This is a genomic window from Actinomyces oris, assembly GCF_001937445.1.
In the GTDB taxonomy this organism is placed as follows: domain Bacteria; phylum Actinomycetota; class Actinomycetes; order Actinomycetales; family Actinomycetaceae; genus Actinomyces; species Actinomyces acetigenes.
Window position 1 is genome coordinate 1 of record NZ_MSKS01000042.1, and the last position, 25,988, is coordinate 25,988.

Sequence of the window (25,988 nt, forward strand, 5' to 3'; positions counted from 1 at the left end):
CGCGAGCGGGGATGATCCCAAAACTCTTGATGCTAAAAAGACGGCACTAGAGTAAACCCCGCGCGAGCGGGGATGATCCTTCCTCGGGAATAAACGATCGCATTTCCTCGCGGTAAACCCCGCGCGAGCGGGGATGATCCCATAATCAATGGAAGTGATAAAGTAAAAGAATGGTAAACCCCGCGCGAGCGGGGATGATCCCGAGTCGTCGCTAAACAATGCCGTACAGATTGCGTAAACCCCGCGCGAGCGGGGATGATCCTGACTCGAATAGTTCTTCGTCTTCTAATTCATCGTAAACCCCGCGCGAGCGGGGATGATCCGACCCGAAAATGAATGAGGCAGTTGTTTTCGGTGTAAACCCCGCGCGAGCGGGGATGATCCCCGTAGCACGCAAGTTGTTGTACCGAGACTGTGGTAAACCCCGCGCGAGCGGGGATGATCCTGCGTCCTGGAGGCGTTTGAGCGCGGCGGTGGGGTAAACCCCGCGCGAGCGGGGATGATCCCTTTCCCATTAATGATTTCAACGATCTTTGCATGTAAACCCCGCGCGAGCGGGGATGATCCGAACGGGCGTCTGGTCATGCGCAGGTGGGACCAGTAAACCCCGCGCGAGCGGGGATGATCCGGTAAGCGAACTTTCCGAGTCTGGCGAGTACCCGTAAACCCCGCGCGAGCGGGGATGATCCTGAATGCGCTGAGTATCGGGATAATAACGAACAGTAAACCCCGCGCGAGCGGGGATGATCCGATAGTTGCTTCAATGAACCGCGGATCAATCCCGTAAACCCCGCGCGAGCGGGGATGATCCCCAAGATCGACACGGTTGAGGGAAACACAACCTGTAAACCCCGCGCGAGCGGGGATGATCCCGGGCCAGGCACTTCCCCATCAATTGTCGACGAGTAAACCCCGCGCGAGCGGGGATGATCCCCTGGGGCGTCATCGACGGAGACAAGACAGCAGCGTAAACCCCGCGCGAGCGGGGATGATCCCAGGGCGGTGTAGTCGTTCTGACCGAGCAGGACGTAAACCCCGCGCGAGCGGGGATGATCCGTGCTGCCGTCCAGGACGGTCTGCGACAGCGGGGTAAACCCCGCGCGAGCGGGGATGATCCGGGCTGTCGACCACCGAGAACCGGCCGTCGGCGGTAAACCCCGCGCGAGCGGGGATGATCCCAACCCTTCCCCTGGTGGGGGCGGCTGCCTGGCGTAAACCCCGCGCGAGCGGGGATGATCCTGTCCTTGGTGTTCCAAAGCCAGGGGTGCCGGGGTAAACCCCGCGCGAGCGGGGATGATCCCCGTGTCCTTGAGGTCGGCGATCCTGTCCCGACGTAAACCCCGCGCGAGCGGGGATGATCCAAGAACCCCAAAATGAGCACCATCCGCAAGGCCGTAAACCCCGCGCGAGCGGGGATGATCCGGGTAGTCACCGCCCACTGGAGTAGTCCGAGCCGTAAACCCCGCGCGAGCGGGGATGATCCGACGCTGAGGTTCACCTCCGACGTCGGCTACGAGTAAACCCCGCGCGAGCGGGGATGATCCTCGGGGCACCCCCACAACAGAACACCCCAGCCCTGGTAAACCCCGCGCGAGCGGGGATGATCCGACAAGACGACGACTGAGCAGCATCTGGGCCGTGTAAACCCCGCGCGAGCGGGGATGATCCGGCCGCAAGGGCCTCCCGGTACCGTCCGGCGGCGTAAACCCCGCGCGAGCGGGGATGATCCCGTCTCCCGACTGGCCGGAGCCCAGGCCCAGGCGTAAACCCCGCGCGAGCGGGGATGATCCCGGGGGCTCAAGACGGGTGACGGCGTTGGCCTGCGTAAACCCCGCGCGAGCGGGGATGATCCCAACTCCGCGCTAAATGCCCTAGCAAGTTCTGCGTAAACCCCGCGCGAGCGGGGATGATCCGGCGGTGGCGGCGGCGTCAAGGGGGACAAGGGAGTAAACCCCGCGCGAGCGGGGATGATCCCTGAGCATCCAGGTCGTCCCTCAGGTTCGAGTCGTAAACCCCGCGCGAGCGGGGATGATCCCTCGTTCACGATGGTGGGCATCTGTGATGCCTGGTAAACCCCGCGCGAGCGGGGATGATCCCCCCTACGGTAGTAGTGGTGGTGGTCTAGGTGAGTAAACCCCGCGCGAGCGGGGATGATCCGGGGTTCTCGGAGTGGGGTACGCCCAGCCGCCGCGTAAACCCCGCGCGAGCGGGGATGATCCCAGGGTGTTTGCTCGCTTGGCCATCTCGGGCGCGTAAACCCCGCGCGAGCGGGGATGATCCTGAAGACGCAGGTGTGCTCGGTTACCACAGCCAGTAAACCCCGCGCGAGCGGGGATGATCCGGTCGCCCTGATGACCGCCCCCCCCGCAAGACGGGTAAACCCCGCGCGAGCGGGGATGATCCCCCGGGACGGCCGCGACGAGGTTGACCTAGGGTGTAAACCCCGCGCGAGCGGGGATGATCCCGTGAGGTGGCTCATCTTGTCCGCCGCCTCATCGTAAACCCCGCGCGAGCGGGGATGATCCCGGGCCGCTGTGGCAGGGGACCCTGTCCACGATGTAAACCCCGCGCGAGCGGGGATGATCCCGCCGGGCGCGGCCAGGGCGTCAGCCACCAGGTGTAAACCCCGCGCGAGCGGGGATGATCCGGGAATGGGGAGAAGCGACGCGGGCCGCACGTGGTAAACCCCGCGCGAGCGGGGATGATCCCCGCAGTTCATCCGTCGGACCATCCGCATCCAGGGTAAACCCCGCGCGAGCGGGGATGATCCGTCCCCTGTGATGGAAAGCCCCTCAGCCCTTCCGTAAACCCCGCGCGAGCGGGGATGATCCGGAGTACTGCTGCTCAGGGTCGAGCAGATCGCGGTAAACCCCGCGCGAGCGGGGATGATCCGTCCACGTACCCCTCAACGTAGGGGGCGAGGCTGTAAACCCCGCGCGAGCGGGGATGATCCCACGACGATGCGCTGCTCGTCCTCCAGCGTGTCGTAAACCCCGCGCGAGCGGGGATGATCCCGCGGTATGCGCGGCCGCACCGAACCTGATCGTGTAAACCCCGCGCGAGCGGGGATGATCCAAGAGCACTTGCCCAAGGAGGGGGAGGATCCTGTGAACCCTGCGCGGGTGGGAGAGTGGGAAAACGGCCTGTGTGCTTGAGGTGGAGTGACCGGCTCATGAGTCCTGGGGGTGCCTGGACTGGTGCCCACCTGGACCTCATCAAGCGGGAGGTCGGCTGCGTGGATGCCTCCGTTGTGGCGGACCCGGCTGCGAAGGAGCCCACCGCCACCGTCGAGAAGGTCACCGAGACGGCCACGGGGGCGGGCGAGGCCTGACTCAACACGCTCAGTCGATTACTTTACAAATACATCTGGTGTGATGCAGGATAAAGCCGTTGCTCGGCCACCAGGGTCTGGTCGGGCAACGGTGTGCTCTTGTTCCCCCAGGACCGCCTCTGTCATCTCCCTGGCCGGTACTCATCAGGCCGCCGACACGGCGGTCTGAGGGGCGTGCGCGTGTCCCTTCCCTGGGTGGGGCTGCCGGCACTCTCATTAAGAGGTATTGACAATGAGTGTCAAAGGTGCCGCAGAGGTCATTTTCTCCCCGCCGGTTCAGAACTGGTTGAAGCGGGCGATCTATCGTCATAACTGTCGGATGTCCCCGGATCACTACCGTTCTGCGCTCAAGCACTGGTACTGGCTGTTCAAGTGCCGTCCCTGCCACGTGGAGGAGCCGCGCACCATGACGGAGAAGATCCACTGGCTCAAGCTCTACGACTCCACGCCGGTCAAAGGGCGCCTGGCGGACAAGTTCCTGGTGCGTCAGTGGGTTGCCGGCAAGGTGGGGGAGAGGTACCTCGTACCCCTGCTGGGTGTGTGGGACTCGCCCGATGAGATCGACTTCGAGTCCCTCCCGGACAGCTTCGTTCTCAAGGCCACGCATGGCTCTGGCTGGAACATCCTCGTGCCTGACAAGAGTGCACTCGATGTGGCAAGGACTCGTCAACGCCTGCGGGAGTGGCTTGGCCTGCGCCAGGCGATGAAGGGCGGCTTCGAGCTGCACTACGAGTACTGCGAGCCTCGCATCGTGTGCGAGCCCTTCCTGCGTGACGCCTCAGGAGGACTACGAGACTACAAGTTCATGGTGTTCGACGGGGTCGTCCAGTTCATCTTCACTGTGGACCGGACTCAGGGACGTGCGCTGCGGGGCACCTACCTGCCTGACTGGACCCGAGCACCTTTTGAGTACACCTGTGAAGCCGACCGGGCCTCGGACATCCCGGCACCCGCAGGCCTGGAGACCATGCTCCGTCTGGCTGGCGAGCTCGGAAAGGGGTTCGCCTGCGCGCGCATCGACTTCTACGAGGTCGATGGAGACGTCTACTTCGGCGAGATCACCTTCACGGATGCTGATGGGCTGTCGGACTTCACTCCCTCGCGCTATGATCGCGTGTTCGGAGACCGGATCATCCTGCCGGAGAAGAAGTGCTTCAAGGGCGTCATGCTGTGACGGGACAAGCGGGCAGGGAAGGTATTTCGTAGACTTCCTACGAAACAAGTCCGCTTCATTGGGAAGAAATGTTCAAGAACTCATCGATGTTATGAGTGCTTCCTCATTAAAACGACCGACCGCTTGCGTGTCGCGACCTCAGGTGTGTTACTGTCTTGGTCGTAAATAATGGCGCTCTTTCATTGAAGTTTCGCATTGATTGGCGCCCTGCCCTGTCAGCCCTGATATTATCCGGTGGTGCGTAGATGACACTAGAGGACCTTCTTCACCTGACCCGTCGACGTATTGGATCCCTGGTTTTGGCGCTGGTCGTCTGCGTACTGGCCTCGATGCTGTTCGCTTTCGCCTCGCCAAGCACCTATACGGCGACTTCCCAAGCCTATCTGCGCGTGAAAGTGGCGGGAGATCCGGCGCAGAGCACGCTGTCTCAATACAATGCGGCACAGCTCGCCGCAATGAAGGCCGACGCCGTGGTCCCCGTCTTCACCTCGGCTGCGGTCGCTCAGCGAGTCGTGGACTCGCTCAAGCTGGATGAGACGGCGGAGGAGTTCGCCTCCTCGGTCTCTGCGACCAGGGTCCCTGAGACGGTGTCGGTGCAGGTCTCTGCCACTGCCTCCTCGTCGCACCGCGCTCAGGTCCTGGCTGACGAGGTCGTTCGTCAGGCCTCCGTCGAGATCAAGGACCTGGAGGGGGAGGACTCTCCCGTGGAGATCGTCCTGCTGTCCTCTGCCGAGCTGGTCAGCGCGACTCGTTCGCCTGCCCTGGTGACCTGTGTGGCAGTGGGGCTGCTGGCCGGGCTGGTCCTGGGTTATGTCTGGATCCTCGTTCAGGAGCTGCTCGACAAGAGTCTCAAGGGGCCCGAGGAGGTTCGCGAGGCGCTGTCGGTGCCGTTGCTCGGTGCCCTGCCGCGGGTTCCGTCGCTGCGGTGGCTGAGTCGAGGGGCGGAGCTCAAGATGGAGGAGCAGCTGCGTGTGGCCCGCACCAACGTGCTTCATGCGTTGTCTCAGGGCGGCCGGCGAGTCATAGTCGTCACCTCGGCCGGTCCGCAGGAGGGGACGTCGGTGACCGCTGCCAGCCTGGCGCGGGTTCTGGCTTTGTCTGGGCACCGGGTTGTCCTGGTCGGAGGAGATTTGCGTGCGCCCAGCAGCACAACCGAGCTGCAGGGCAGTCCTGGGCTCGCAGACGTTCTGACGGGCTCGGCGTACCTCGGTGAGGTTCTGGTCAAAGGGGCGGTAGAGGGCCTGGAGCTTCTGCCCGCAGGCCGAATGCCGGCGAATCCCTCCGAGCTGCTGGGGGCCCCTATGATGCGCGATCTGCTGCGTGAGCTGGCAGCAGACCGGCTGGTCATCATTGATGCTCCGCCAGTCCTCCGATTCACTGACGGAGTGGTCCTGGCTGCCCATTCCGGAGGCGTCATTCTCGTGGCGCGTGCTGGTCGCACCAGCGCGGAGGACTTGCGTGAGGCGGCCCTGGCGGTCGAGCAAGGGGGTGGGCGCATGCTCGGAGTGGTGCTCAACAATGTGTCGGAGCCCGGAGGAAAGCGCAAGGGCGTGCGGGGCAGCGCCGTTCCCGCCGAGAGTGTGCCCGCCTAGGCTCCTGACATACGTCATGATCGGCACGTGGAGGCTTGGGACTTGTGAGGCTATCGCTGTTGGCCCCGAAGCGTCTTCGGTAAGCATGCTCCGTCTCTCGCAGTGGGTGTGGTGTCGCGCTACGTTCTTTCGTGCGCGAGGCGCGTGCTGAACACTCACTGTCGCTGTCAAGATGTTTATGAGATTGTTATTTAATCGCAGTGTAGACATCTGTCAGTTATGTAGCATTAGTCGCCTTGGTATTGTTGTTTCAAACAGTTGGCGAGTGTTGGTTGGTGAATTCATATCATCAACTGGCGTTGTTTCTGTCAAGAAACGATGATTGCGAGTGAATCACGTCAGAATCTTCCAATCGGTGGCATCTGATGTTAGATTGATGCAGAGCCGTAAAAAACGGCAAGTACTCGTGTTGGCTGAATGTGGTTCAGCTGCCATGTTGTTGATCTGTTGTTGCCTGCTTCGGTGATTGCAGTCGTATTCTCCAGTCCGTCCAGCGAATCAGCCAATGCTGTTCGCCCATCCGCAGATTGAAACCCTGATGACATTTGAATTCTGTCGCTTCTGCCAGTGCGACTCGCTTGATCAGAGTTCCTCGCTCACAGGCCGTACGTCCTTTACCTATCGGCCGGCACAGTGGAGTGTGACGACCCATGGCTGAGACGCGTCAGTGCTCCTCCGATGCGACAAGCCGTCTTGACGGGAGTGCCGGGAGCCGCGAGCCTGATTCGAAGCCGCTGTCGTCACGCGCATCCGAGGGACATGAGGCGTTGGCCCTCTCCAGCGCCTCTTCGTCGATCGGATCCGCGCCCATGCAGCAGCCTGCTCGTGGACCGGCGTGGGTGAACCTGCCCGTGTGCCGGATTGAGCCCATCGCCCTGATGGTTGTCGACGTTCTGGCTACCTACCTGGCCCTGTACTGCGCGGCGTGGGGGACCACGAAGTGGGCGACGGCGACGGGGGCAACCGGTGGCCTACTGGCCGTGGGCGTCCCCGCGGTTGTCAACGTCGGGGTCTTCGCCGCCTTCAAGATGTACAACAGCCTGTGGCGCTACGCCTCGATGACCGAGGCGCTGCGGATCCTCTACGCGACCGTTGTCGGCTCGGTGTGCGGGGATCTGCTGTTCTCCTTGGCTTTCGACGGCGGGCTGTCGGTGCGCTCCTACGTCATGGCCTGGGCACTGCTCGCCATCATGACCGCCGGGACTCGTCTCGCCGTGCGGGCCCTGTGGAGCAGCCAGGTGCAACGCAGCGCCCGAGCGGGAGCGCACGAGGCCCGGCCCCGCACACTCATCGTCGGCGCGGGACAGACTGGTTCGCTGACCATTAAGCGCATGCATCTGTGCGATGAGGACATGCGCGGCGAGCCGGTGGCCCTGGTGGACGATGACGTGACCAAACACGGTCGCCACGTTCACGGTGTCAAGGTCTACGGCTCGTGTGAGGACATCCCCCGCATTGCCCAGGAGTGCCAGGCTGAGCAGATCGTGCTCGCCTGCCCCTCGGCTCTGGCCTCCGAGCGCCAGCGCATCCTGGCCATCTGCCTGAAGACGGGGCTGAGAATACTGACCCTGCCGAACGTACGGGACCTGGCCCAGCAGGACGATGGCAGGATCGCACTGCGGGAGGTGGAGATCTCCGAGCTGCTCAGCCGCGATGAGGTCGCCTTCGACACCATGAGCATGGGCTACGTGCGCGGAGAGGTCGTCCTGGTGACCGGCGGTGGCGGTTCCATCGGCTCCGAGCTCGTCCGCCAGCTCATCGAGGCCCAACCTCGCCAGATCGTCATCTTCGACGTCTACGAGAACACAGCCTACGAGCTGTTCCACGAAATGCAGTCCAAGGCCGCTGAGCGAGGGGTGTCCCTGTCGGTCGTCATCGGCTCGGTGACCAATGAGCGGATTGTTCGAGACTGCTTCGAGCGTTACCGGCCCAAGGTCGTCTTCCACGCGGCGGCGCACAAGCACGTCCCCCTCATGGAGGACAACGCCCGTGAGGCGGTGGAGAACAATGTGCTGGGCACCTGGATGGTGTGCCGTCTGTCTGAGGAGCTCGGCTGCAGCCACTTCATCCTGGTCTCCACGGACAAGGCCGTGAACCCGACCAACGTGATGGGGGCGACCAAGAGGCTGTGTGAGCTGGAGGTTCAGGCCCTGGCCAGCACCAGTCGTACCACCGTCTTCGCCGCCGTGCGCTTCGGCAACGTCCTCGGCAGCCATGGCTCCGTCATCCCGCTGTTCAAGCGGCAGCTGCGATCAGGCGGGCCACTGACCGTGACGCACAAGGACATGACCCGCTACTTCATGACGATCCCGGAGGCGGCCCAGCTGGTCATCACCGCAGGCTCGATGTCTCGGGCCGGAGAGATCTTCATCCTGGAGATGGGGCAGTCCGTGCGGATCTACGACCTTGCCGTCAACCTCATCAAGCTCTCGGGCCTGCGGGTCGGACGTGACATCGAGGTGGTGTTCACCGGGCTGCGGCCGGGCGAGAAGCTCTACGAGGAGCTACGGATGGACGGAGAGGACCTGCATCCCACCGAGAACAAGTCCATCCTCGTCTCCACGGCGTCGCCGCCCACCATGCAGGAGGTGGAGGACACGATCGCTCGGCTGAAGCGATGCCTTCCCGAGGGGAATGACGAGATCAAGCGGGAGCTCGCTCGCGCGGTGCCCACCTACCAACCGCGCTTTGACCACGATTCAACTACGTCGCCGACGATGAGGAGAGCAGGCTGATGCGCGTCGATTTCTCACCCCCAGACATCACCGATGCCGAGTGCCAGGAAGTGGTGGATGCGCTGCGATCGGGCTGGATCACCACGGGGCCGCGCACCAAGAACCTGGAGAAACAGGTGGCGCAGCGCTGCGGAACCGCCCGGGCTGCCTGCCTGAACTCCGCAACGGCCTCGTTGGAGCTGACCCTTCGAGTCCTGGGCATCGGTCCCGGAGACGAGGTCATTGTCCCGGCCTACACCTACACGGCCTCGGCCTCCCCGATCGTGCACGTGGGCGCCACCCCGGTGATCGTCGATGCCGGTGACGCCGGCGGCGGTTACGGGCTGGACCCCCGGGTCCTGGAGTCCGCCATCACCCCGCGGACCAAGGCCGTCATCCCGGTCGACGTCGGTGGACGTATGTGTGACTACCCGGCCCTGCGCGCTGTCGTCGACAGCCACAGCCACCTCTTCACCCCGGCAGGGCCGGTCCAGGAGGCACTGGGCCGCGTCGCCCTTGTCGCCGACGGCGCCCACAGCTTCGGTGCCCGGCGCGACGGCACGCCCTCGGGCAGTGCCGCCGACTTCACCACCTTCAGCTTCCACGCCGTGAAGAACCTGACCACCGCGGAGGGCGGGGCCGTCACGTGGAGGCCGGAGCTGGACCTGGACGAGGAGCTCTACCGCCAGTACATGCTGCTGTCCCTGCACGGGCAGAGCAAGGACGCCCTGTCCAAGACCCGACTGGGGGCCTGGGAGTACGACGTCGTCAGCCCCGCCTACAAGTGCAACATGACCGACGTGTGCGCCGCGATCGGCCTGGCCCAGATGACCCGCTACGACTCGATGCTCGAGCGTCGGCGCCAGATCATCACCCGCTACGACCAGGCTCTGGCGCCGGCGGGCGTGACATCGCTACGGCACTACGAGGAGGGGAGCGTCTCCTCCGGGCACCTCTACCTGGCGAACCTGCCGGGCCTGGGGGAGGAGGCGCGCAACGAGTTCATCGAGCGCATGGCGAGTGCGGACGTGGCCTGCAACGTCCACTACAAGCCGCTGCCCCTGCTGAGCGCCTACCGGAACCTCGGCTTCACCATTGAGGACTTCCCACGGGCCTACGCCCTCTATGCCAACGAAGTGAGCCTGCCTCTGCACACCTCATTGACCGACGAGCAGGTCGACTACGTCATCAGCTGCGCGCTCGAGACGCTCGCGGCGATGGGCCGATCATGAGGATGCCGCCCTGGGAGGAGCTGCCAGCCTCCCTGCGGACCGAGGAGGTCCGTCCCTACTACGAGGTGCTGTCCCGGCGCGGACTCCAGCTGCGGCTCAAGCGTCTGCTCGACGTCGTCGGAGCGACGATCCTGATAGTGCTGCTCGGGTGGCTGTTCATCATCCTGGCGACCCTCATCAAGCTGGACTCGCCCGGGCCGGTGTTCTTCCGCCAACGGCGGGTCACCCAGTTCGGACGCGAGTTCCGGATCGTCAAGTTCCGCACCATGACGCACCGGCCGGCAGACCCCGGCGACCAGATCACCCGGGGCAACGACCCCCGGGTCACGAAGGTCGGTGCGGTACTGCGCCGGTACCGGCTCGATGAGATCAGTCAGCTCATCGACATCCTGCGCGGCACGATGAGCTTCGTGGGGACCAGGCCGGAGGTGCCCGAGTACGTCAAGCAGTACACCCCACAGATGCGGGCCACCTTGCTGCTACCGGCCGGGGTCACCTCCACGGCCTCCATCGAGTTCAAGGACGAGGCCGAGATCCTGGCCGCCGCCCCGCCGAGCCAGGACGCCTACCTCACCCAGATCCTGCCGGCCAAGATGCTCCTCAACCTGCGCGACGTGCAGAACTTCAGTATCGGGCGGGAACTGTCGATCGCACTGAGAACCGTCCTGGCGGTGGCCACATGAGACGCGCAACGACGATACCTAAGGAGTAAGCATGACAGCAGGCACCGAGCACAATCGCGAACCGGATTCCGACCTGGTCTCCATCATCATGCCGACCTACAACTGCGGCGCCTTCATTGCCGAGACCATCGCCACCGTCCAGGCCCAGACCCACCCCCGCTGGGAGCTGCTCGTCGTCGACGACTGCTCCACCGACGACACCGCCGACGTGGTCGGGGCCCTGGCCAAGGACGACCCGCGGATCCGGTACGTGCGCCTGGAGACCAACAGCGGCGCCGCCATGGCCCGCAACCGGGCGATGGAGCTGGCCCAGGGGCGCTACATGGCCTTCCTGGACTCCGACGACCTGTGGCACCCCGACAAGCTCAGGCGCCAGATCAACTTCATGACCTCGCACGGCGTGGCCATGTCCTGCACCGCCTACGCCCAGATCGACGAGCAGGGCGTGCCCACCGGCAGGATCGTGCGCAGCCCGACCAGGATCAGCTACAACCGCCTGCTCCTGGACTGCCCGGTGGGCAACTCCACCGTCATGTACGACGTGGCGCGCCTGGGCAAGTTCGAGGTGCCCAACATCCGCAAGCGCAACGACGACGCCCTATGGCTGCGCATGCTCCGCACCGAGCCCTACATCTGGGGGATGCCGGTCGTGCTCATGAGGTACCGGCTGCGCTCAGGATCGGTGTCGGCCAACAAGCGGAGCCTGGTCAAGTACCACTGGACGCTCTACCGCGACATCGAGCATCTCAGCGTCCCCCGCTCCGTCTTCCACATCGGCGTGTGGGTCCTCATCAAGACCCTCAAGATGAAATGAGGACGGGCGTTAGCAGGACGAGCAGTTCCCCGGACCGGCCCGGGGCCGACGGAGGGAGGCCGGCAATGAGTCAGGAACAGTCATCGACCCCGCAGGACTTTGGGGGCGGACCTCTAAGGGTCCTGCAGATCAACTCATCAATCTCCCAGCGTTCCGGTGTCATGAGCATGCTCATGAACTACCTCAGGCACATGGACCGCTCGCAGGTGGTGCTCGACTTCTTCTGCTACGCCACACCCGACGAGACCCACCGTGAGGAGATCGAGTCGCTGGGCGGACGCTGCTATGTCATCGACGCCGGGAACCGCATCGGGCGCATCCGTTCATCCCTGGGGCAGCTGCTGGAGCAGCATGCGGGGCAGTACCCCGTAGTGCACCTCCATGACCCCATCCTCTCGCGCTTCCTCTATCCGGTGGCTCATCGCCGCGGGGTACGTGCCTTCGCCGTCCACTCCCACTCGACCGCATACTCCGACTCCCGTCTCAAGAGCGTGCGCAACTGGATCGTGTGCCGCAATATTGGTGCCTACTCGGATGCGCGCCTGGCCTGTTCCCGGGCGGCCGGTGACTTCCTGTTCGGTCCAGACCACTTCGAGGTGGTTCCCAACGCGATTGACGTGACCACCTACCGTTTCAATGAGTCGGTCCGCGCCGAGGTGCGCGCTTGGCTGGAGCTGGGGGACGCACCCGTCGTCGGCCATGTGGGGCGGTTCAGTGAGCAGAAGAACCACCGGTTCCTCATCGACGTGTGCACCGAGCTGTTCCGTACGCGCCCCGAGGTCCGCCTCATGCTCATCGGCGACGGCCCACTACGACCGGGCATCGAGGCCGTAGTGGCCGACCGGGGCCTGAGCGACCGCGTCCTGTTCCTGGGGGACCGCAAGGACGTCCCTGACCTCTACCAGGCCATGGACATGTTCCTTTTGCCCTCCTTCTACGAGGGGCTGCCCATGGTGGGGGTAGAGGCGCAGTGCGCGGGGCTCCCGCTGGTGTGCTCCGACGAGGTGACCGATGAGGTCTCGATCGGGGAGGTGTCGTTTCTGCCGCTGGACATGCCGGCGCCTCAGTGGGCGCACTATGTCAGCCGGGCCCTTGACCACGGGCGGGACCCGAGGCACAGGGCGGCGGGGGAGAGTGCCGCGCGCAACGCGGGCTTCGACATTACTCACGAAGCCGAACGGCTGGGGCACCGTTACCGTGCGTTAGCGGAATGGTGACGCCAGAGCATGTGGATCCACTTCGCACTATTCGCCGCCCTTCTCCTGGCGGCAGCTCTCCTGGGGCTGCGGGGCAGTGCCGGTCGCCGGGGCTCCCCGGTCATCCTGGTCGTGGCCTTCGTGGCCTTTGTGGCCTTTTCCTCCATGCGAGCCGTCAGTGTCGGCAATGACACGGCCGAGTATCACCGCGTCTTCAAGGCGATTGCTGCCACGGACAGCTTCCAGGAGGCCTTCACCGTCAGCCGCTTCGAGTACGGCTACGTCCTGCTCAACTACCTGGTCAGCCGCATCACGGACAGCTTCAACATCCTGCTGTTCATCATCTCGGTGTTCGTCTACGGTTCAGCGGTTCTGTTCATCAAGCGGTACGCGGCCAGCTACTCCCTGGCAGTTCTCTTCGCCTTCGGCATGTCCGCCTTCTACGACTTCACGCTCCTCACCCGGCAGAGTATTGCGGTGGCGATCTTCCTACTGGCCGTCCCCGCGCTCATGGAGCGCAGGCTGTTGCGCTACGTCCTGCTCATCGTGCTCGCCTCCCAGTTCCATCTCAGCGCCCTGCTCCTGCTCATCGTCTACCTCGTCTCCGCCATGCGGCTGAGTACCTTCGGTGACTGGCTCAAGTGGGGTGCCCTCATCGGGACCAGTATGCTGTCGCTGAGTTGGGTGATGAACTCTCTTGCGGCGTCTTCCGCCTACTACGGTCACTACCTGCACAGCGACTACGCCGATGGTGGGGTACGCTCGGCCACCGTTCTGCTGATCGTGGTGCGCATCTTCCTCATGCTTCTGGCCTCCACCTGCGGATGGAATGCTGCGGCGGAGAGTGATCCTTCCGGGAGCACCCGCAACCTTCTGGCACTCGCTGTCGCAAATGTTGCCATGGTGACAGTGTCTCTGGGCTTCAACCTTGTTGACCGCCTGGAGATGTACCTGACCCTGCCTTTCGTCGTCGGCCTGGTGAACCTCACCGTGCAGGGCCGCCGGCCCGAGCGCTCCTACGTCAGTGCCCTGCTCATCGTCATCGCCTTTGCGGCCTCCACGATCTTCTTCCTGTACCGCCCCGAGTGGTACCACCTGTTCCCTTACCGCACGTTCCTCGAGAAAGGGCTCCCATAATGGATCCTGTTTACGTCTCATATGCGGCTGCCCGGTGGCTCTCGCGCCATCATCTTGCGCCCGCCGCATACCTCGTCCGCGGAGCTATGCGCGTGGTGTTCGCCTGCGACGTTCCGTATGCTGCCCGCATCGGTGAGAACACAGATTTCCCGCACCATGCCCTGGGCGTTGTGATCCACCCTCGGGCCGTGATCGGTACGGGCTGTCATATCGGTCAAGGAGTGACCATCGGTGGTCGTAAGGGAATCGAAACAGTTCCCGTGTTGGGGAAGGATGTCGTCGTGGGCTGTGGAGCGACGATTCTCGGGCCGATCACTGTTGGTGATGGCGCGATGATCGGGGCGGGTGCCGTTGTGATCCACGACGTCCCTGCTGGCGCGACGGTCGCGGGAGTTCCGGCCAGGACCATCAGGGAGAAGACCGCATGACATGGGCTCTGCGGCGGGGTGCCTCTATCGGTTCACCCAACATGGGTGATGAGACCATCGGTATCGAGGCCTGGAAGGTGCAGTTCGGTGTCGGCGAGTCATAAGGGGCGTGTTGCTTTCCTGCTGGGCAATACTTTGGTGTTCGCCCTGGGGGGTTTGGCGGTTAAGGCGGTCTCGCTGGTGCTCATGCCGTTGTATACGACTGCGCTGACTGCTGGTGAGTACGGAACGGCCGAGCTGCTTAACAGTGCGATCGAGATCGTGCTGCCGTTGCTCTCGCTCGGTGTGGTGGAGGCCCTCTACCGGTTCTCCATCGACGACGACGTTCGCAAGGATGAGCTCTTCGCCGGCTCCCTGGTGGTCCTGAGTGGGGGCATCGTGTGCACCGGGGTGCTGTGCGCCCTGGGCAGTGTCGTGTGGGGTATGGAGCATGCGGGGTCCTTCTTCGTTCTGTTCTGCTCGGTGTGCGTCTTCAAGGCCACGACCCAGCTCGCCCGTGGGCTGGGTCATGTGCGCCGTTTCGTGGTCTATGGGCTGATCAATGCGCTGGCCATGGTGGTGTCCACCTATCTGCTCCTGTTTCGTGCACACTTGGGTGTGGAGGGGTATCTGTGGTCCTTCGCGATTGGCTATCTGATGGGTGGTCTTGTCGCGTTCCTGGGGTCGGCCGAGTACCGGCTGCTGGTGCCTTTTCGGGTTGATCGGGTGCTGCTGCGTCGGATGCTTGTCTACAGCCTGCCGCTCGTGCCCAACTTGCTGTCGTGGTGGCTGGTCAGTGTCTCGGGACGGTACGTGGTCCTGTGGGGCAGCGGAGTCGTGGCTGCGGGGCTCTTCACGGCGGCGAGCAAGATGCCTGCGCTGGTCAACATTGTGGCTTCCGTGTTTCAGCAGGCCTGGCAGTACTCCACTGCCCGCGAGATCAATTCGCCCGACCGCGGGGCCTTCTTCGGCTCTGTTCTACGGGGCTACTCCCTGGCCACGCTGTCAGCCGCGGGCCTGGTCATCGCCCTGAACCGGCCGATCTCCAGGGTGATGCTCCAGGCCGAGTTCTCCGAGGGGTGGCGCTACGTCCCCCTGCTCATGCTGGTCGCATCCTTCGGGGTCATCAGCATCTTCTTCGAGAGCTTCTATCAGGCCTTGAAGAACAGTGGCGTTCTCATGGCCTCCACAGCGATGGGGGCGGTGGTCAACGTGATCCTCGGCGTGGCTCTCGTGCCGTTCATGGGGCCGTGGGGCGCCGGCCTGGCCGGAGCGGTGGCCTACGCCCTCATCCTACTCGTGCGGGCACGGGACCTCAGGCGCCGCATCGACCTACCCATAGACCGCCCGCGCCTCACCTACCAGCTCGCACTGCTCATCGGTATCACTGCGTGCATGTCCTTCGATGGCGGCTCATGGCTGAGCGCGGCAGTCTGGGCCTGCCTGATCCTCCTGGCGACCAGCGACTTGGCAGTGCTGGTCGCCTGCGCTCGCGCAGTGGCCGGACCGCTGATGCGCAGACTTGGGCGGCGCTGAGCCTGCGCCGCCCAAGCCCCTCACCGCCGTCCGATGCCGCGGTATCTCCAACCGGCCGCCTTCCAGGCCTGCGCGTCCAGGCAGTTGCGTCCGTCAATGACGTAACAGGTGCGCACCAGGTCGGCCGCCTGGGCGGGGTCGAGATCCCGGTACTCGCGCCACTCCGTGCCGATGATGACCAGATCAGTTCCCTCCAGTGCGGACTGCGCGGAGGCAGCGACCTCGTAGGGGCGGTTCGTCCTCTTAGCGAGGATCGGGCCGGCGGCCGGATCGTGCACGACGACCCGTTCGACCATGCCCGACAGCTCCACGGCGAGATCCAGGGCGGGAGAGTTACGCATGTCGTCGCTGTCCGGTTTGAAAGCCGCCCCGAGGACCGTCACCGTGGCGGCGGAGGTGTGCTCGCCGAGGAGCTCTCGAACTGTGCGGATGACGCCGGCGCGCATGGTGTCGTTGACCCGATCGACCTCCGCGAGGAAGGCCAGGGCGTCGCCGACGCCGAGCTCGCCGGCGCGGGCCTGGAAGGCGCGGATGTCCTTGGGCAGGCAGCCCCCACCGAAGCCGATACCGGCGCGCAGGAACCGGCGCCCAATACGGTCATCCATGCCGATCGCCTCAGCGAGGGCCGTCACATTGGCCCCCGCGGCGTCGCAGACCTGGGACATGGCGTTGATGAAGGAGATCTTCGTGGCCAGGAACGCGTTCGCACTGATCTTGACCAGCTCGGCGGTGGCGTAGTCCATGACCAGGCGCGGAGTGTCGGCGGCCAGGATCTGTGCGTAGACCGCATCCATCGTCTCCTGGGCGCCGGCGGCGGCGTCGGGATTCTCCGGCACGCCGTAGACCATCCGGTCCGGACGCAGCGTGTCCTGAACAGCGAAGCCCTCCCGCAGGAACTCCGGGTTCCACAACAGCAGCGCCCCGGTCGGCTCGATCAGCCGGGACAGGCGCGAGGCGGTGCCAACGGGAACCGTGGACTTGCCGGCGACCACCTCGAGGCCGCTGGTGCAGTGCCCCAGGTGAGGGAGCATGGAGGTCACGGCCGCGTCGACGTAAGTCATGTCCGCCGCCCCCGACTCGGACTGCGGTGTGCCCACGCCGATGAAATGGACCTGGGCTCCCTCAATGGCGGAGAAGTCCTGAGTGAAGGTCAGGCGCCCGGCCTCCACGTTACGGGTCAGAAGCCCTTCCAGCTCGGGCTCGAAGAACGGCGCCCTGCCGTTGCTCAGAAGATTTATCTTGTGAGCGTCGACGTCCACGCCCACCACATCATGCCCAAGCTCCGCCATTGATGCAGCGTGAACAGCACCGAGATATCCGCAACCAATCACTGATAAACGCATGGAGGAAGCCTAGGCAGGTATGTGGGGGGTATGTCTACCCCTATACCCGCAGGCCCCCCTGGTGAATTCCTCAAATATTTCACCGATAATTAGGATGTATTCACTGAGTATTCGTGCGGCAATCATGGTAGTCGTATTGTCTGAGCCATTCGGATGTGCTTGTGCTCCGAAAAAAGATTTAAGAAGAAATCGTTGCGCGGGCCTGGGTCTTGCTGTGAGAGATGTGCGCTCACGTGATTCTTCTGTCAGCCATCGTGTCGGGGGAGTGGCCGGGAGTCTTCGGGGTCTCGGCTAGATTAGGACTGGGCGGGAGCGCTTGAGAGAGCCTCTGCCCAACCCGTCACGTCGAGTAAAGGATGGCACAGTGCCCGTAGACGACGACTCCAAGCAGGTCAGGCCCGGCGCCGCCTTCGGCATCCCCGAGGGTGCCACGGGGGAGGAGGTTGTCGACGCCGTCTTCGGCCAGGCCGGTATCGACCCCGAGCTCCTGCCCTACCTGGAGGCTGCAGGCGCCCCCGCCCTGGCTGAGGGCGAGGGCCAGACCGTCTCCGTCTGTGAGCTTCAGCAGGCCGGCGCCCAGCAGCAGGCCGACGCCGAGGCCCAGGACCGTGAGGACCTCGAGGCTCTGCGCGAGCTCGTCGCCGCCAACATGATCCCCGGCGGTGACACTGACCGCCTCGAGGAGCTCCTCGCCGAGGTGGACGCCGATGACTCCGACGACTGGGACTCCTGGGAGCCCCAGCTCCCCGACGACTCCGAGGGCGAGCACCTGCGCGACCTGCGAGCCGCCGCCCGCGGTGTCGAGATCTCCGCCCGCATGCGCCAGGTCGAGGCCGAGATCCTCGCGCGCGCTCCCGAGCACCAGGTCCAGCCCTCCCTGGAGCGCGTCGAGGCCGTCCTCGACCTCCTGGGCAACCCCGAGCGCACCTACCGCACCGTTCACATCACCGGCACCAACGGCAAGACCTCCACCGCCCGCATGACCGAGCGCCTTCTGGCCGCCGGCGGCATGCGCACCGGCCGCTTCACCTCCCCGCACCTGGCCACCATCCGCGAGCGCATCAGCCTTGACGGTGAACCGATCAGTGAGGAGGGCTTCATCGCCGCCTGGGAGGACGTGGCCCCTTACGTCGCTATGGTCGACGAGCGCTCCCAGGCCGCCGGTGGCCCCCGCCTGTCCTTCTTCGAGGTGCTGGCCGTCATGGCTCTGGCTGCTTTCGCCGACTATCCCGTCGACGTGGCCGTCATCGAGGTGGGCATGGGCGGGCGGTGGGATGCCACGAACGTCATCGGCTCCGACGTCGCCGTCATCACCCCGATCGGGCGGGACCATGAGCGCTGGCTGGGCTCGTCGATCACTGAGATCGCTCACGAGAAGGCCGGCATCATCAAGGACGGCTCCACCGTCATCGTCGCCCACCAGGTCCCCGACGCCGCTGGCGAGATCGAGCAGGCCGCAGCCTCTCATCGGGCCATCGTGCGTCGGGAGCGGGACCCGCAGGAGGACCCCACCTCGCCGGAGGCCGGTGTCCTGCAGGTTCTCGACCGCCAGCTCGCCGTCGGTGGCCAGATGGTCACCTTCGCCACGGCAGCGGCCGTCTACGAGGACGTCTTCGTTCCGTTGCACGGGGAGTATCAGGCCCACAACGCCCTGCTGGCTCTGGCTGCCGCCGAGGCGGTCCATGGCGGGCGCCGGCTGCCTGCGCGCATTGTCGAGGACGGCTTCGCCTCCGTCACCAGCCCGGGTCGTCTGGAGGTGCTGCGCTCCTCGCCCACGGTCCTGGTTGACGCCGGACACAACCCCCACGGCATTGAGGCCCTCACCGGAGCCATCGAGGAGGCCTTCGGCTTCCAGCACCTCGTGGCGGTCCTGGGGGTCATGGCGGACAAGGACGCCGAGGGCATCCTGGCGGGCCTGGAGCCGGTGACCGACGCCGTCGTGTGCGTCCCCATCGACTCGCCCCGGGCCATGGATGTCGACGACCTTGGCGAGATCGCCCGGGAGGTCTACGGTGCCGACCGCGTCGTCGTGAGCCAGCAGCTCGGCGAGGGCGTGGAGCAGGCGGTCGCCCTGTCCGAGGGGTATGACGCCCCGCTGACCGCCTCGGGGATCCTCATTGTCGGCTCCGTGGTCCTGGCCGCAGAAGCCCGCGCCCTGTTTGGCAAGCCATAAGGGCCTGTGTTTGGGGTGCGTCCCTCTGGTTCGCAGCTGGTCCGCCGGTGCTGCTGGTGGTCATCGGTCGAGCTCTTGCTCAGTTCGGGAGGTTCGGACATCGTCATGATGTCCGAACCTCCCGAACTCGTTTCGCATCGGGAAGCGGGCGCGGTCTATCTGTGTGGCAGCACACAGGGGTAAGGCTGGACAACTTGTGCACACAAGCACATGCTTGTGTGCACAAGTTGCTCGGGGGGGGGTCCTTCGGTTCCATCCTGCTTCCCACAGGAGTCCCGCATGTCATTGACGGACAGCGTCGTCTACCAGATTTATCCCAAGTCCTTCCGTGACTCCACCGGTGACGGTGTAGGCGACCTGCGCGGCATCATCGAGAAGGTCGACTACATCGCCTCGCTGGGGGTGGATCATGTCTGGTTCAACCCCTTCTTCCCCTCGCCGGGCCGGGACAACGGCTACGACATCTCCGACTACTGCGCCATCGACCCAGCCATGGGAACCATGGAGGACTTCGAGGATCTTGTCGCCGCCCTGGGCGAGCGCGGCATCGGTGTCATGCTGGATATGGTTCTCAACCACGTCTCCACCGATCATGAGTGGTTCCAGCGGGCCCTGGCTGGAGACCCCGAGTACCAGGACTATTTCTACCTGCTGCCGCCCAAGGAGGACGGCTCGCTGCCCACCAACTGGGTCTCCAAGTTCGGCGGCCCCGCCTGGGCGCCTTTCGGCGACACCGGCCTGTACTACCTGTGCCTCTACGACCGCACCCAGGCCGACCTCAACTGGCACAACCCCGCTGTGCGCGCCCAGGCCGCGAGGGTCGTCAACTTCTGGCGCTCCAAGGGCGTCAAGGACTTCCGCTTCGACGTCATCAACGTCATCGGCAAGACCCTGCCGCTTGAGGATGCGCCCGCCGGTACCGATGACCGCTACATGTACACCGACGGCCCCCTCGTCCATGACTACCTGCGTGAGCTCTCCGCCGCCAGCTTCGGCCAGGACCCCGATGCGATGACAGTCGGAGAGATGTCCTCAACCACCGTCGAGGCCTGTGTCGGCTACTCCAACCCGGCCAATGGTGAGTTGAGCATGGTCTTCAGCTTCCACCACCTCAAAGTCGACTACGCCAACGGCGCCAAGTGGACCCGCGTCCCCTACGACTTCGCCGCTCTCAAGCGCATCCTCAACGAGTGGGCCCTGGGCATGCAGGCCGGCGGCGGCTGGAACGCCCTGTTCTGGAACAACCATGACCAGCCCCGCGCCATCGACCGCTTCGCCGATCCCGTGAACTACCACGTCGAGTCCGCGACCATGCTGGCCACTGTCATCCACCTGCTGCGCGGAACGCCTTACATCTACATGGGTGAGGAGATCGGCATGACCGACCCCGCCTACCGGTCCATCGAGGACTACGTCGACATCGAGGCCCGCAACGCCTACAAGGAGCTGACAGCCGGCGGTATGGAGCCCCAGGAGGCCTTCGCCGTCGTCCACTCCAAGGCCCGCGACAACGCACGTACCCCCATGCAGTGGAACGCTGAGGTCCCCGGCGCCGGATTCACCACCGGCACGCCCTGGCTACGGCCCACCAACCAGGGGGCCGTCAATGTCGAGCGCGAGGAGGCGCAGGGGCGGATCCTGCCCTACTACCGCCGCCTCATCGCCCTGCGTCGGGAACTGCCCGTCATCTCCCGCGGCGCCTACGCCCCCTACCTCCTGGAGCACGAGGACGTCCTGGCCTACATCCGTGAGCACGAGGGCAGCCGCCTGCTGGTGCTGTGCAACTTCAGTGCCCATGATGCCGAGGTCCCTGTCCCCGAGGACTTCGTCGCCGCCCGCATCCTCATCGGCAACTACGACGGCAACGACTCCTCACGCAGCCCCGGTGAGTTGCCCGCCGCCGACCGCCTTGAGGAGGGGGCGCTTCGCCTGCGGCCCTACGAAGCCATCGCCCTGCTCGCCTGAGCCCGCTGCCCACTGTCCTGCCTCTGTCCTCTGCCCGCCCCGGAGAGCAGCCGAGCCGCCCTCCCCGATACCGCACTCCTCCGCGCCCCGAAAGGAACCCTCCATGTCCGAACCAGATCACGGCCCCGTGGTCCCCATCTCCGCCCCGATGACGGGGACGGTCATCGACCTCACCGACGTCCCCGACCCCGTCTTCTCCTCCAAGGCCGTGGGAGACGGGCTCGGGATCGAGCCCGCCGACGACGGCGCGATCGTCTCCCCGGTGGACGCCACCGTCACCATGGTCGCAGGCACCGGTCACGCCATCGGCTTCAAGAGCGAGTTGGGCCTGGAGATCCTGCTGCACCTCGGTGTCGACACCGTCGAGCTCGAGGGCGCCCCCTTCGACCTGAGCGTCAAGGTCGGTGACACCGTCAAGGCCGGACAAGCCCTGGGCACCATGGATCTTGAGGCCGTCCGCGCCGCGGGCAAGGCGACCACCGCCATCGTGGTCCTGACCAACACGATCACTCACCTGGCCCACCTGGACGTCACCACAGGGGCCGCGGACGCGGGCACCTCCATCGCCATCGCCACGCTCAAGGTCGAGGGTGAGGCTGCGGCTTCAGCAGAGGCCACGAGCACCGAGGTTGAAGCCAGTACCTCCGACGGCGCACGCACTGACGGCCTTACCGGCTTCGACGCCACCGCAGCCGACATCATCACCGGCATCGGCGGCCCCGACAACGTCCGCTCCGTCCTGCACTGCATCACCCGCGTGCGCTTCTACCTCAAGGACGAGTCCCTGGCCGACGACGAGGCTGTGGCGGACCTCGACGGCGTCATTGACGTCGTCAAGTCAGGCGGCCAGTACCAGGTGGTCATCGGCCCCGACGTCGTCGACGTCTACGACGCCGTCGTCGTCCAGCTGCCGAACGTGGGGGCCGGCGAGCAGACCGCCGACGTCGAGGTCGTCGAGCGGCCCACAACCCTGTGGGGATGGGTCAAGCTCGGCTTCTCCTCCCTCATCGGTGTCATCACCGGATCGATGATCCCCGTGGTGGGTATGTTGGCGGCCTCCGGAATCCTCAAGGGCCTCCTGGCACTGCTCGTCCAGTTCAAGGTCGTCACCGAGGCCTCCAACACCTTCCACTTCATCGACGCCATGAGCTCGTCGATGTTCTTCTTCCTGCCGATCATCGTCGGCTTCACCGCGGCCAAGCGCCTGGGCGCCGACCCCATCGTCGTGGCCATCATCGGTGGAGTGCTGTGCTACCCCTCCGTGGTGGACATGTCCAAGAACACCGACGACGTCATCACCGTGGGGCGCACTGTCTTCAATGCCGACTTCTTCGGAATCCCGGTCTCTCTGCCCGCAGGCAACGCCTACGCCTACTCAATCTTCCCCATCATCGTGGGGGCCTGGCTCGCCTCCAAGATCGAGCCCTGGCTCAAGAAGGTGCTGCCGGCCGTCATCCGACCGATCTTCGGGCCGCTCATCGAGATCTTCGTGGTGTCCGCCCTCATTCTGCTGGTCTTCGGTCCCGTCGTCATGCTCGTCTCAGGTGGGATCGCCACCGTCATCAACGCGGTGCTGGGCTTCAACTACACGCTCGCGGGTCTGCTCATCGGCGGCTTCTACCAGTGCCTGGTCATCTTCGGCCTGCACTGGGCGGTCATCCCGATCATCTCCTCCGAGCTCGCCAGCCCCGGATACTCCCACCTCAACGCCATCGTCTCGGCCACGATGATCGCCCAGGGCGGTGGTGCCCTGGCCGTCTGGCTCAAGGTGCGCGACGCTCGCATCAAGCGCATGGCTGCCCCGGCCACGATCTCCGCCTTCTGCGGGGTGACCGAGCCGGCCATGTACGGCCTCAACCTCAAGTACGGTCGCATCTTCGTCACCGCCTCGATCGGCGGCGCCGTCGGCGGGCTGCTCACCGGGCTGCTCAACGTCAATATGTGGGGCTTCACCGGAGGCTTCGTCGGATTCCCGTCCTTCGTCAACCCCAAGGGGATGGACGCCTCCTTCACCGGCTTCTGGATCGCCGGGAGCGCGGCTCTCCTGGTCTCCTTCCTGTGCACCTACTTCTTCGGCTTCAAGCAGGCCGACTTCGACAAGGAGCGCACGGTCAAGAAGGTCCGCCTCGGCAACCGCGAGCCTGTCGCCAAGTAGGACGGTGACCTACTGACACGGACGTGCTCAACGAGCCTGTCCCGCTGTCATCAGTAGGTCGGTGGCCCGGAAGCATCCTGAGATGCAGCCGGGCCACCGACCTGTGTCTGTGGACATTCGCGCAGCGCTCGGAGCGCGCGACTCTGTTTGGGGCAGTGCTTTCGGCTCAGCGCTCGGCCGGCAGCCGGTGCGCGGTGTCCTGGAAGGCGAAACCCACGGGGGAGTGGCGCGAGCGCGTGTACTCGAAGAGAACTCCGGCCGAGTCGAAGGTCACCGAGGAGACGACGACGACACAGTCCATCCCGTCCAGGTGGATGAGCCGGCGATCCTCGTCCGTGGCCCGCTCCACCGTGATCCGCCGAGTCGCGCTGGCCACCCGCACCCCGAGGACCTCCTCCAGGTAGGCGTAAATCGAGGACTCGACGATCTGCTGCGTCAGATGAGGAACCAACGAGGTCAGGAAGTAGCTGGTGTCCACGATGAGGGGGACATCGTCCAACAGACGCAGCCGCTTGACTGCGATGATCTCAGCGCCCTCGGTCATACCGGAGGCCATAGCCATCTCGGCGTCGACCACGCTCTCCTCCAAGGAGATCATGTGGGTGCTCAGAGGCATCCGGTTGCGTGCGGCGGCCTCCTGGAGCGACTCGATCCCCCCGACCAGGAAGGTGGAGGTTGCGCGTGGTCGGGAGATCACCTGGACGCCTCGCCCCTGCATCGTCTGGACATAGCCCTGGGCCACGAGCAGAGCGAGCGCCTTGCGCACTGTGTTGCGGGTGCACGCGAACTCCTCGGCCAGCGTGTTCTCCGAGGGGAGCATCTCGAGGAAGCCGTAGGCGCCTGACTCGATGCGCCCGCGCAGGGTCTGGAAGATCAGGTTGTACTTGGCCTGGGCCACGGGGCGGCTCCTCTTCCTGAGGCTTGGTGACGGTCGGTGGACGAGTGGTACTGCACCTGAACCTGTGCATACAAGTATGACGTCGTCGGCCTCCTCCGCGCCACCTGCGGAGGGGGGATCGTTTGTGCTGGTCAAACGCTACTTTCCGGTCCCAACGAGCGAGGTCATCCGGTGCGTGAGAGGATGGAAAACGAGCGGGCGATGAGCACCTCGTCGGCCTGCTCCGGCGCGTCCCACGAACGTTCCCGGATGCGTCGGGACCCATCGGGTCCGCGCAGGGCCCGATCACAGCCGCATGGTCGTCCTTCACCCTCGGGTGCATGGCGGTCAGGCCTGGAACCAACACCTGCCAAGACCCGAGAAGGAAACACCATGTCTTTGGATGCTGCCTGGGCCCTCGACTGGGCCCGTCGCGCCGCCCTGCTGGCCACCGAGAACCGCGCCGAGCTGACCGAGCTGGACCGAGCCATCGGAGACGCCGACCACGGCGACAACCTCGATCGCGGAATGCGGGCCGTGGTCACCAAGCTCAATGCCGCCCAGGAGGCAGGAAACCTTCCGGCTACCCCCGGGGGAGTCCTCAAGCTCGTCGCCACCACCCTCATGGCCACCGTCGGCGGTGCCGGAGGCCCGCTGCTGGGCACCGCCTTCCTCAGGGCCGCCCGCTCCAGCGACGCCCCCGCCTGGGGGGCACAGGAACTGGCCCGGGCTCTGGAGGAGGCCACCTCGGGCCTGGAGGCCAGAGGACATGCCACCAGTGGGGACAAGACCATGGCCGACGCCTGGCGACCCGCGGCGATGGCCGCCAAGGAGGCCGCAGAGATCGGAGAGGATGAGATCGGAGTCCTTGCCGCGGCCGCGCAGGCCGCTGCCAAGGGGGCCCGGGACACTGAGCCCCTTCAGGCCCGCCGCGGCCGGGCCTCCTTCCTGGGGGAGCGCTCCTGCGGGCACCGCGACCCCGGCGCCCAGTCCTCCGCACTCATTCTCCAGGCTGCCGCCGACGCCGCCCGCGACCGCTCCTCCGACCCGCTCCTGGTGGTTGAACAGGCCTGAGTCCGACACTGCCATGGCCTGAAGGGGGTCGGACCCGTTATGGTCCACTCGGTCCCTCACCAGCCAACCCAGCAAGGAGACTCCCATGGCCAGCACGTCCGGCACCGGCCGCATCCTCATCCTCATCAAGCCCGACGCCGTCGAGCGTCGCCTCACCGGTGAGATCCTGCGCCGTATCGAGGCCAAGGGATACGCCCTGACGGCCCTGAAGGTCCTCACTCCCACCGAGAAGATCCTCGCCCAGCACTACGCCGAGCACGTGGACAAGCCCTTCTACCCCGGCGTCGTGGAGTACATGACCTCCGGCAACGTGGTGGCCGCAGTCGCCGAGGGCCAGCGCGTCGTCGAGGGCGTGCGCAGCCTCATGGGCCCCACCGACCCCACCACGGCCGCCCCCGGCACCATCCGCGGAGACCTGGGACGCGACTGGGGCACGCCCGCCATCCTCAACCTCGTCCACGGCTCGGACAGCGACGAGTCCGCCGCCCGCGAGATCGCCATCTGGTTCCCCGAGCTGGCCGACTGACTCCCAGCCCTTCCCGCAGGGCGCCTGACGCCCGCCATGACATGAGATAACGATGGTGC

18 protein-coding genes and 1 CRISPR repeat array are annotated in these 25,988 nt (G+C 65.2%); of the genes, 16 read left to right on the plus strand and 2 right to left on the minus strand.

Annotation, left to right across the window (positions count from 1 at the left end):
- Positions 1-51: 51 nt before the first annotated feature.
- Positions 52-3,075: direct repeats of the CRISPR family, unit length 28 nt; unit sequence GTAAACCCCGCGCGAGCGGGGATGATCC.
- A gap of 97 nt (positions 3,076-3,172) precedes the next feature.
- The 11 genes from BKH20_RS14280 to BKH20_RS10780 all read left to right on the plus strand — a co-directional run bounded on the left by BKH20_RS14280 (position 3,173) and on the right by BKH20_RS10780 (position 15,816).
- The gene (locus tag BKH20_RS14280; protein ID WP_178388597.1) at positions 3,173-3,331 is read left to right on the plus strand and encodes a hypothetical protein; all 159 of its coding nucleotides are present in this window, start codon (positions 3,173-3,175) and stop codon (positions 3,329-3,331) included.
- A 319-nt stretch (positions 3,332-3,650) separates the two neighbouring features.
- On the plus strand, positions 3,651-4,505 hold the full coding sequence (locus tag BKH20_RS10735) for an ATP-grasp fold amidoligase family protein (protein ID WP_256693148.1): 855 nt from the start codon (positions 3,651-3,653) through the stop codon (positions 4,503-4,505).
- A 245-nt stretch (positions 4,506-4,750) separates the two neighbouring features.
- Positions 4,751-6,097 (plus strand): polysaccharide biosynthesis tyrosine autokinase, encoded by a 1,347-nt coding sequence (locus tag BKH20_RS10740; protein ID WP_075391057.1) that lies wholly within the window; start codon positions 4,751-4,753, stop codon positions 6,095-6,097.
- Positions 6,098-6,906: 809 nt separating this feature from the next.
- Positions 6,907-8,832, plus strand: a complete 1,926-nt coding sequence (locus BKH20_RS10745) for a polysaccharide biosynthesis protein (protein WP_075391109.1) — start codon at positions 6,907-6,909, stop codon at positions 8,830-8,832.
- Positions 8,832-10,043, plus strand: coding sequence for a DegT/DnrJ/EryC1/StrS family aminotransferase (locus tag BKH20_RS10750; RefSeq protein ID WP_075391058.1), 1,212 nt, complete (start codon positions 8,832-8,834; stop codon positions 10,041-10,043). Before BKH20_RS10745 ends, BKH20_RS10750 begins: the two co-directional genes overlap by 1 nt.
- On the plus strand, positions 10,040-10,726 hold the full coding sequence (locus BKH20_RS10755; RefSeq protein ID WP_075391059.1) for a sugar transferase: 687 nt from the start codon (positions 10,040-10,042) through the stop codon (positions 10,724-10,726). Before BKH20_RS10750 ends, BKH20_RS10755 begins: the two co-directional genes overlap by 4 nt.
- Before the next feature lie 31 nt (positions 10,727-10,757).
- A complete protein-coding gene (locus BKH20_RS10760; RefSeq protein ID WP_075391060.1) occupies positions 10,758-11,540 on the plus strand; it encodes a glycosyltransferase family 2 protein in 783 nt (260 codons plus the stop codon).
- Positions 11,541-11,605: 65 nt separating this feature from the next.
- Positions 11,606-12,757, plus strand: a complete 1,152-nt coding sequence (locus BKH20_RS10765) for a glycosyltransferase family 1 protein (RefSeq protein WP_075391061.1) — start codon at positions 11,606-11,608, stop codon at positions 12,755-12,757.
- 9 nt (positions 12,758-12,766) lie between these two features.
- The gene (locus BKH20_RS10770) at positions 12,767-13,873 is read left to right on the plus strand and encodes an EpsG family protein (protein WP_075391062.1); all 1,107 of its coding nucleotides are present in this window, start codon (positions 12,767-12,769) and stop codon (positions 13,871-13,873) included.
- 86 nt (positions 13,874-13,959) lie between these two features.
- Complete coding sequence (locus BKH20_RS10775) at positions 13,960-14,301, plus strand: serine O-acetyltransferase (RefSeq protein ID WP_256693149.1); 342 nt, start codon at positions 13,960-13,962, stop codon at positions 14,299-14,301.
- A gap of 87 nt (positions 14,302-14,388) precedes the next feature.
- Entirely contained in the window at positions 14,389-15,816 is a 1,428-nt protein-coding gene (locus BKH20_RS10780) for a lipopolysaccharide biosynthesis protein (RefSeq protein WP_075391064.1), read from the plus strand.
- 20 nt (positions 15,817-15,836) lie between these two features.
- On the opposite strand, the gene BKH20_RS10785 is transcribed toward BKH20_RS10780, so the two are convergent.
- Positions 15,837-17,159: a UDP-glucose dehydrogenase family protein gene (locus tag BKH20_RS10785; RefSeq protein ID WP_075391065.1), complete on the minus strand. Its 1,323-nt coding sequence runs from the start codon at positions 17,157-17,159 to the stop codon at positions 15,837-15,839.
- A 364-nt stretch (positions 17,160-17,523) separates the two neighbouring features.
- Between BKH20_RS10785 and BKH20_RS10790 the strand changes: the two genes are divergently transcribed.
- From BKH20_RS10790 to BKH20_RS10800, 3 genes are all read left to right on the plus strand, one after another.
- The gene (locus BKH20_RS10790; protein WP_075391066.1) at positions 17,524-19,332 is read left to right on the plus strand and encodes a bifunctional folylpolyglutamate synthase/dihydrofolate synthase; all 1,809 of its coding nucleotides are present in this window, start codon (positions 17,524-17,526) and stop codon (positions 19,330-19,332) included.
- A gap of 279 nt (positions 19,333-19,611) precedes the next feature.
- Positions 19,612-21,297 (plus strand): alpha,alpha-phosphotrehalase, encoded by a 1,686-nt coding sequence (locus BKH20_RS10795; RefSeq protein WP_075391067.1) that lies wholly within the window; start codon positions 19,612-19,614, stop codon positions 21,295-21,297.
- A gap of 103 nt (positions 21,298-21,400) precedes the next feature.
- Positions 21,401-23,452, plus strand: a complete 2,052-nt coding sequence (locus BKH20_RS10800; protein WP_075391068.1) for a glucose PTS transporter subunit IIA — start codon at positions 21,401-21,403, stop codon at positions 23,450-23,452.
- Positions 23,453-23,618: 166 nt separating this feature from the next.
- On the opposite strand, the gene BKH20_RS10805 is transcribed toward BKH20_RS10800, so the two are convergent.
- Positions 23,619-24,350 (minus strand): UTRA domain-containing protein, encoded by a 732-nt coding sequence (locus BKH20_RS10805; RefSeq protein ID WP_075391069.1) that lies wholly within the window; start codon positions 24,348-24,350, stop codon positions 23,619-23,621.
- A gap of 372 nt (positions 24,351-24,722) precedes the next feature.
- Here BKH20_RS10805 and dhaL point away from each other — a divergent pair, with 372 nt between their 5' ends.
- Entirely contained in the window at positions 24,723-25,403 is a 681-nt protein-coding gene (dhaL, locus tag BKH20_RS10810) for a dihydroxyacetone kinase subunit DhaL (RefSeq protein WP_075391070.1), read from the plus strand.
- Between the two features lie 85 nt (positions 25,404-25,488).
- Positions 25,489-25,929 carry a nucleoside-diphosphate kinase gene (gene ndk / locus BKH20_RS10815; protein ID WP_075373345.1) on the plus strand — a complete coding sequence of 147 codons (441 nt, stop codon included), beginning with the start codon at positions 25,489-25,491 and terminating at the stop codon, positions 25,927-25,929.
- Positions 25,930-25,988 lie beyond the last annotated feature (59 nt).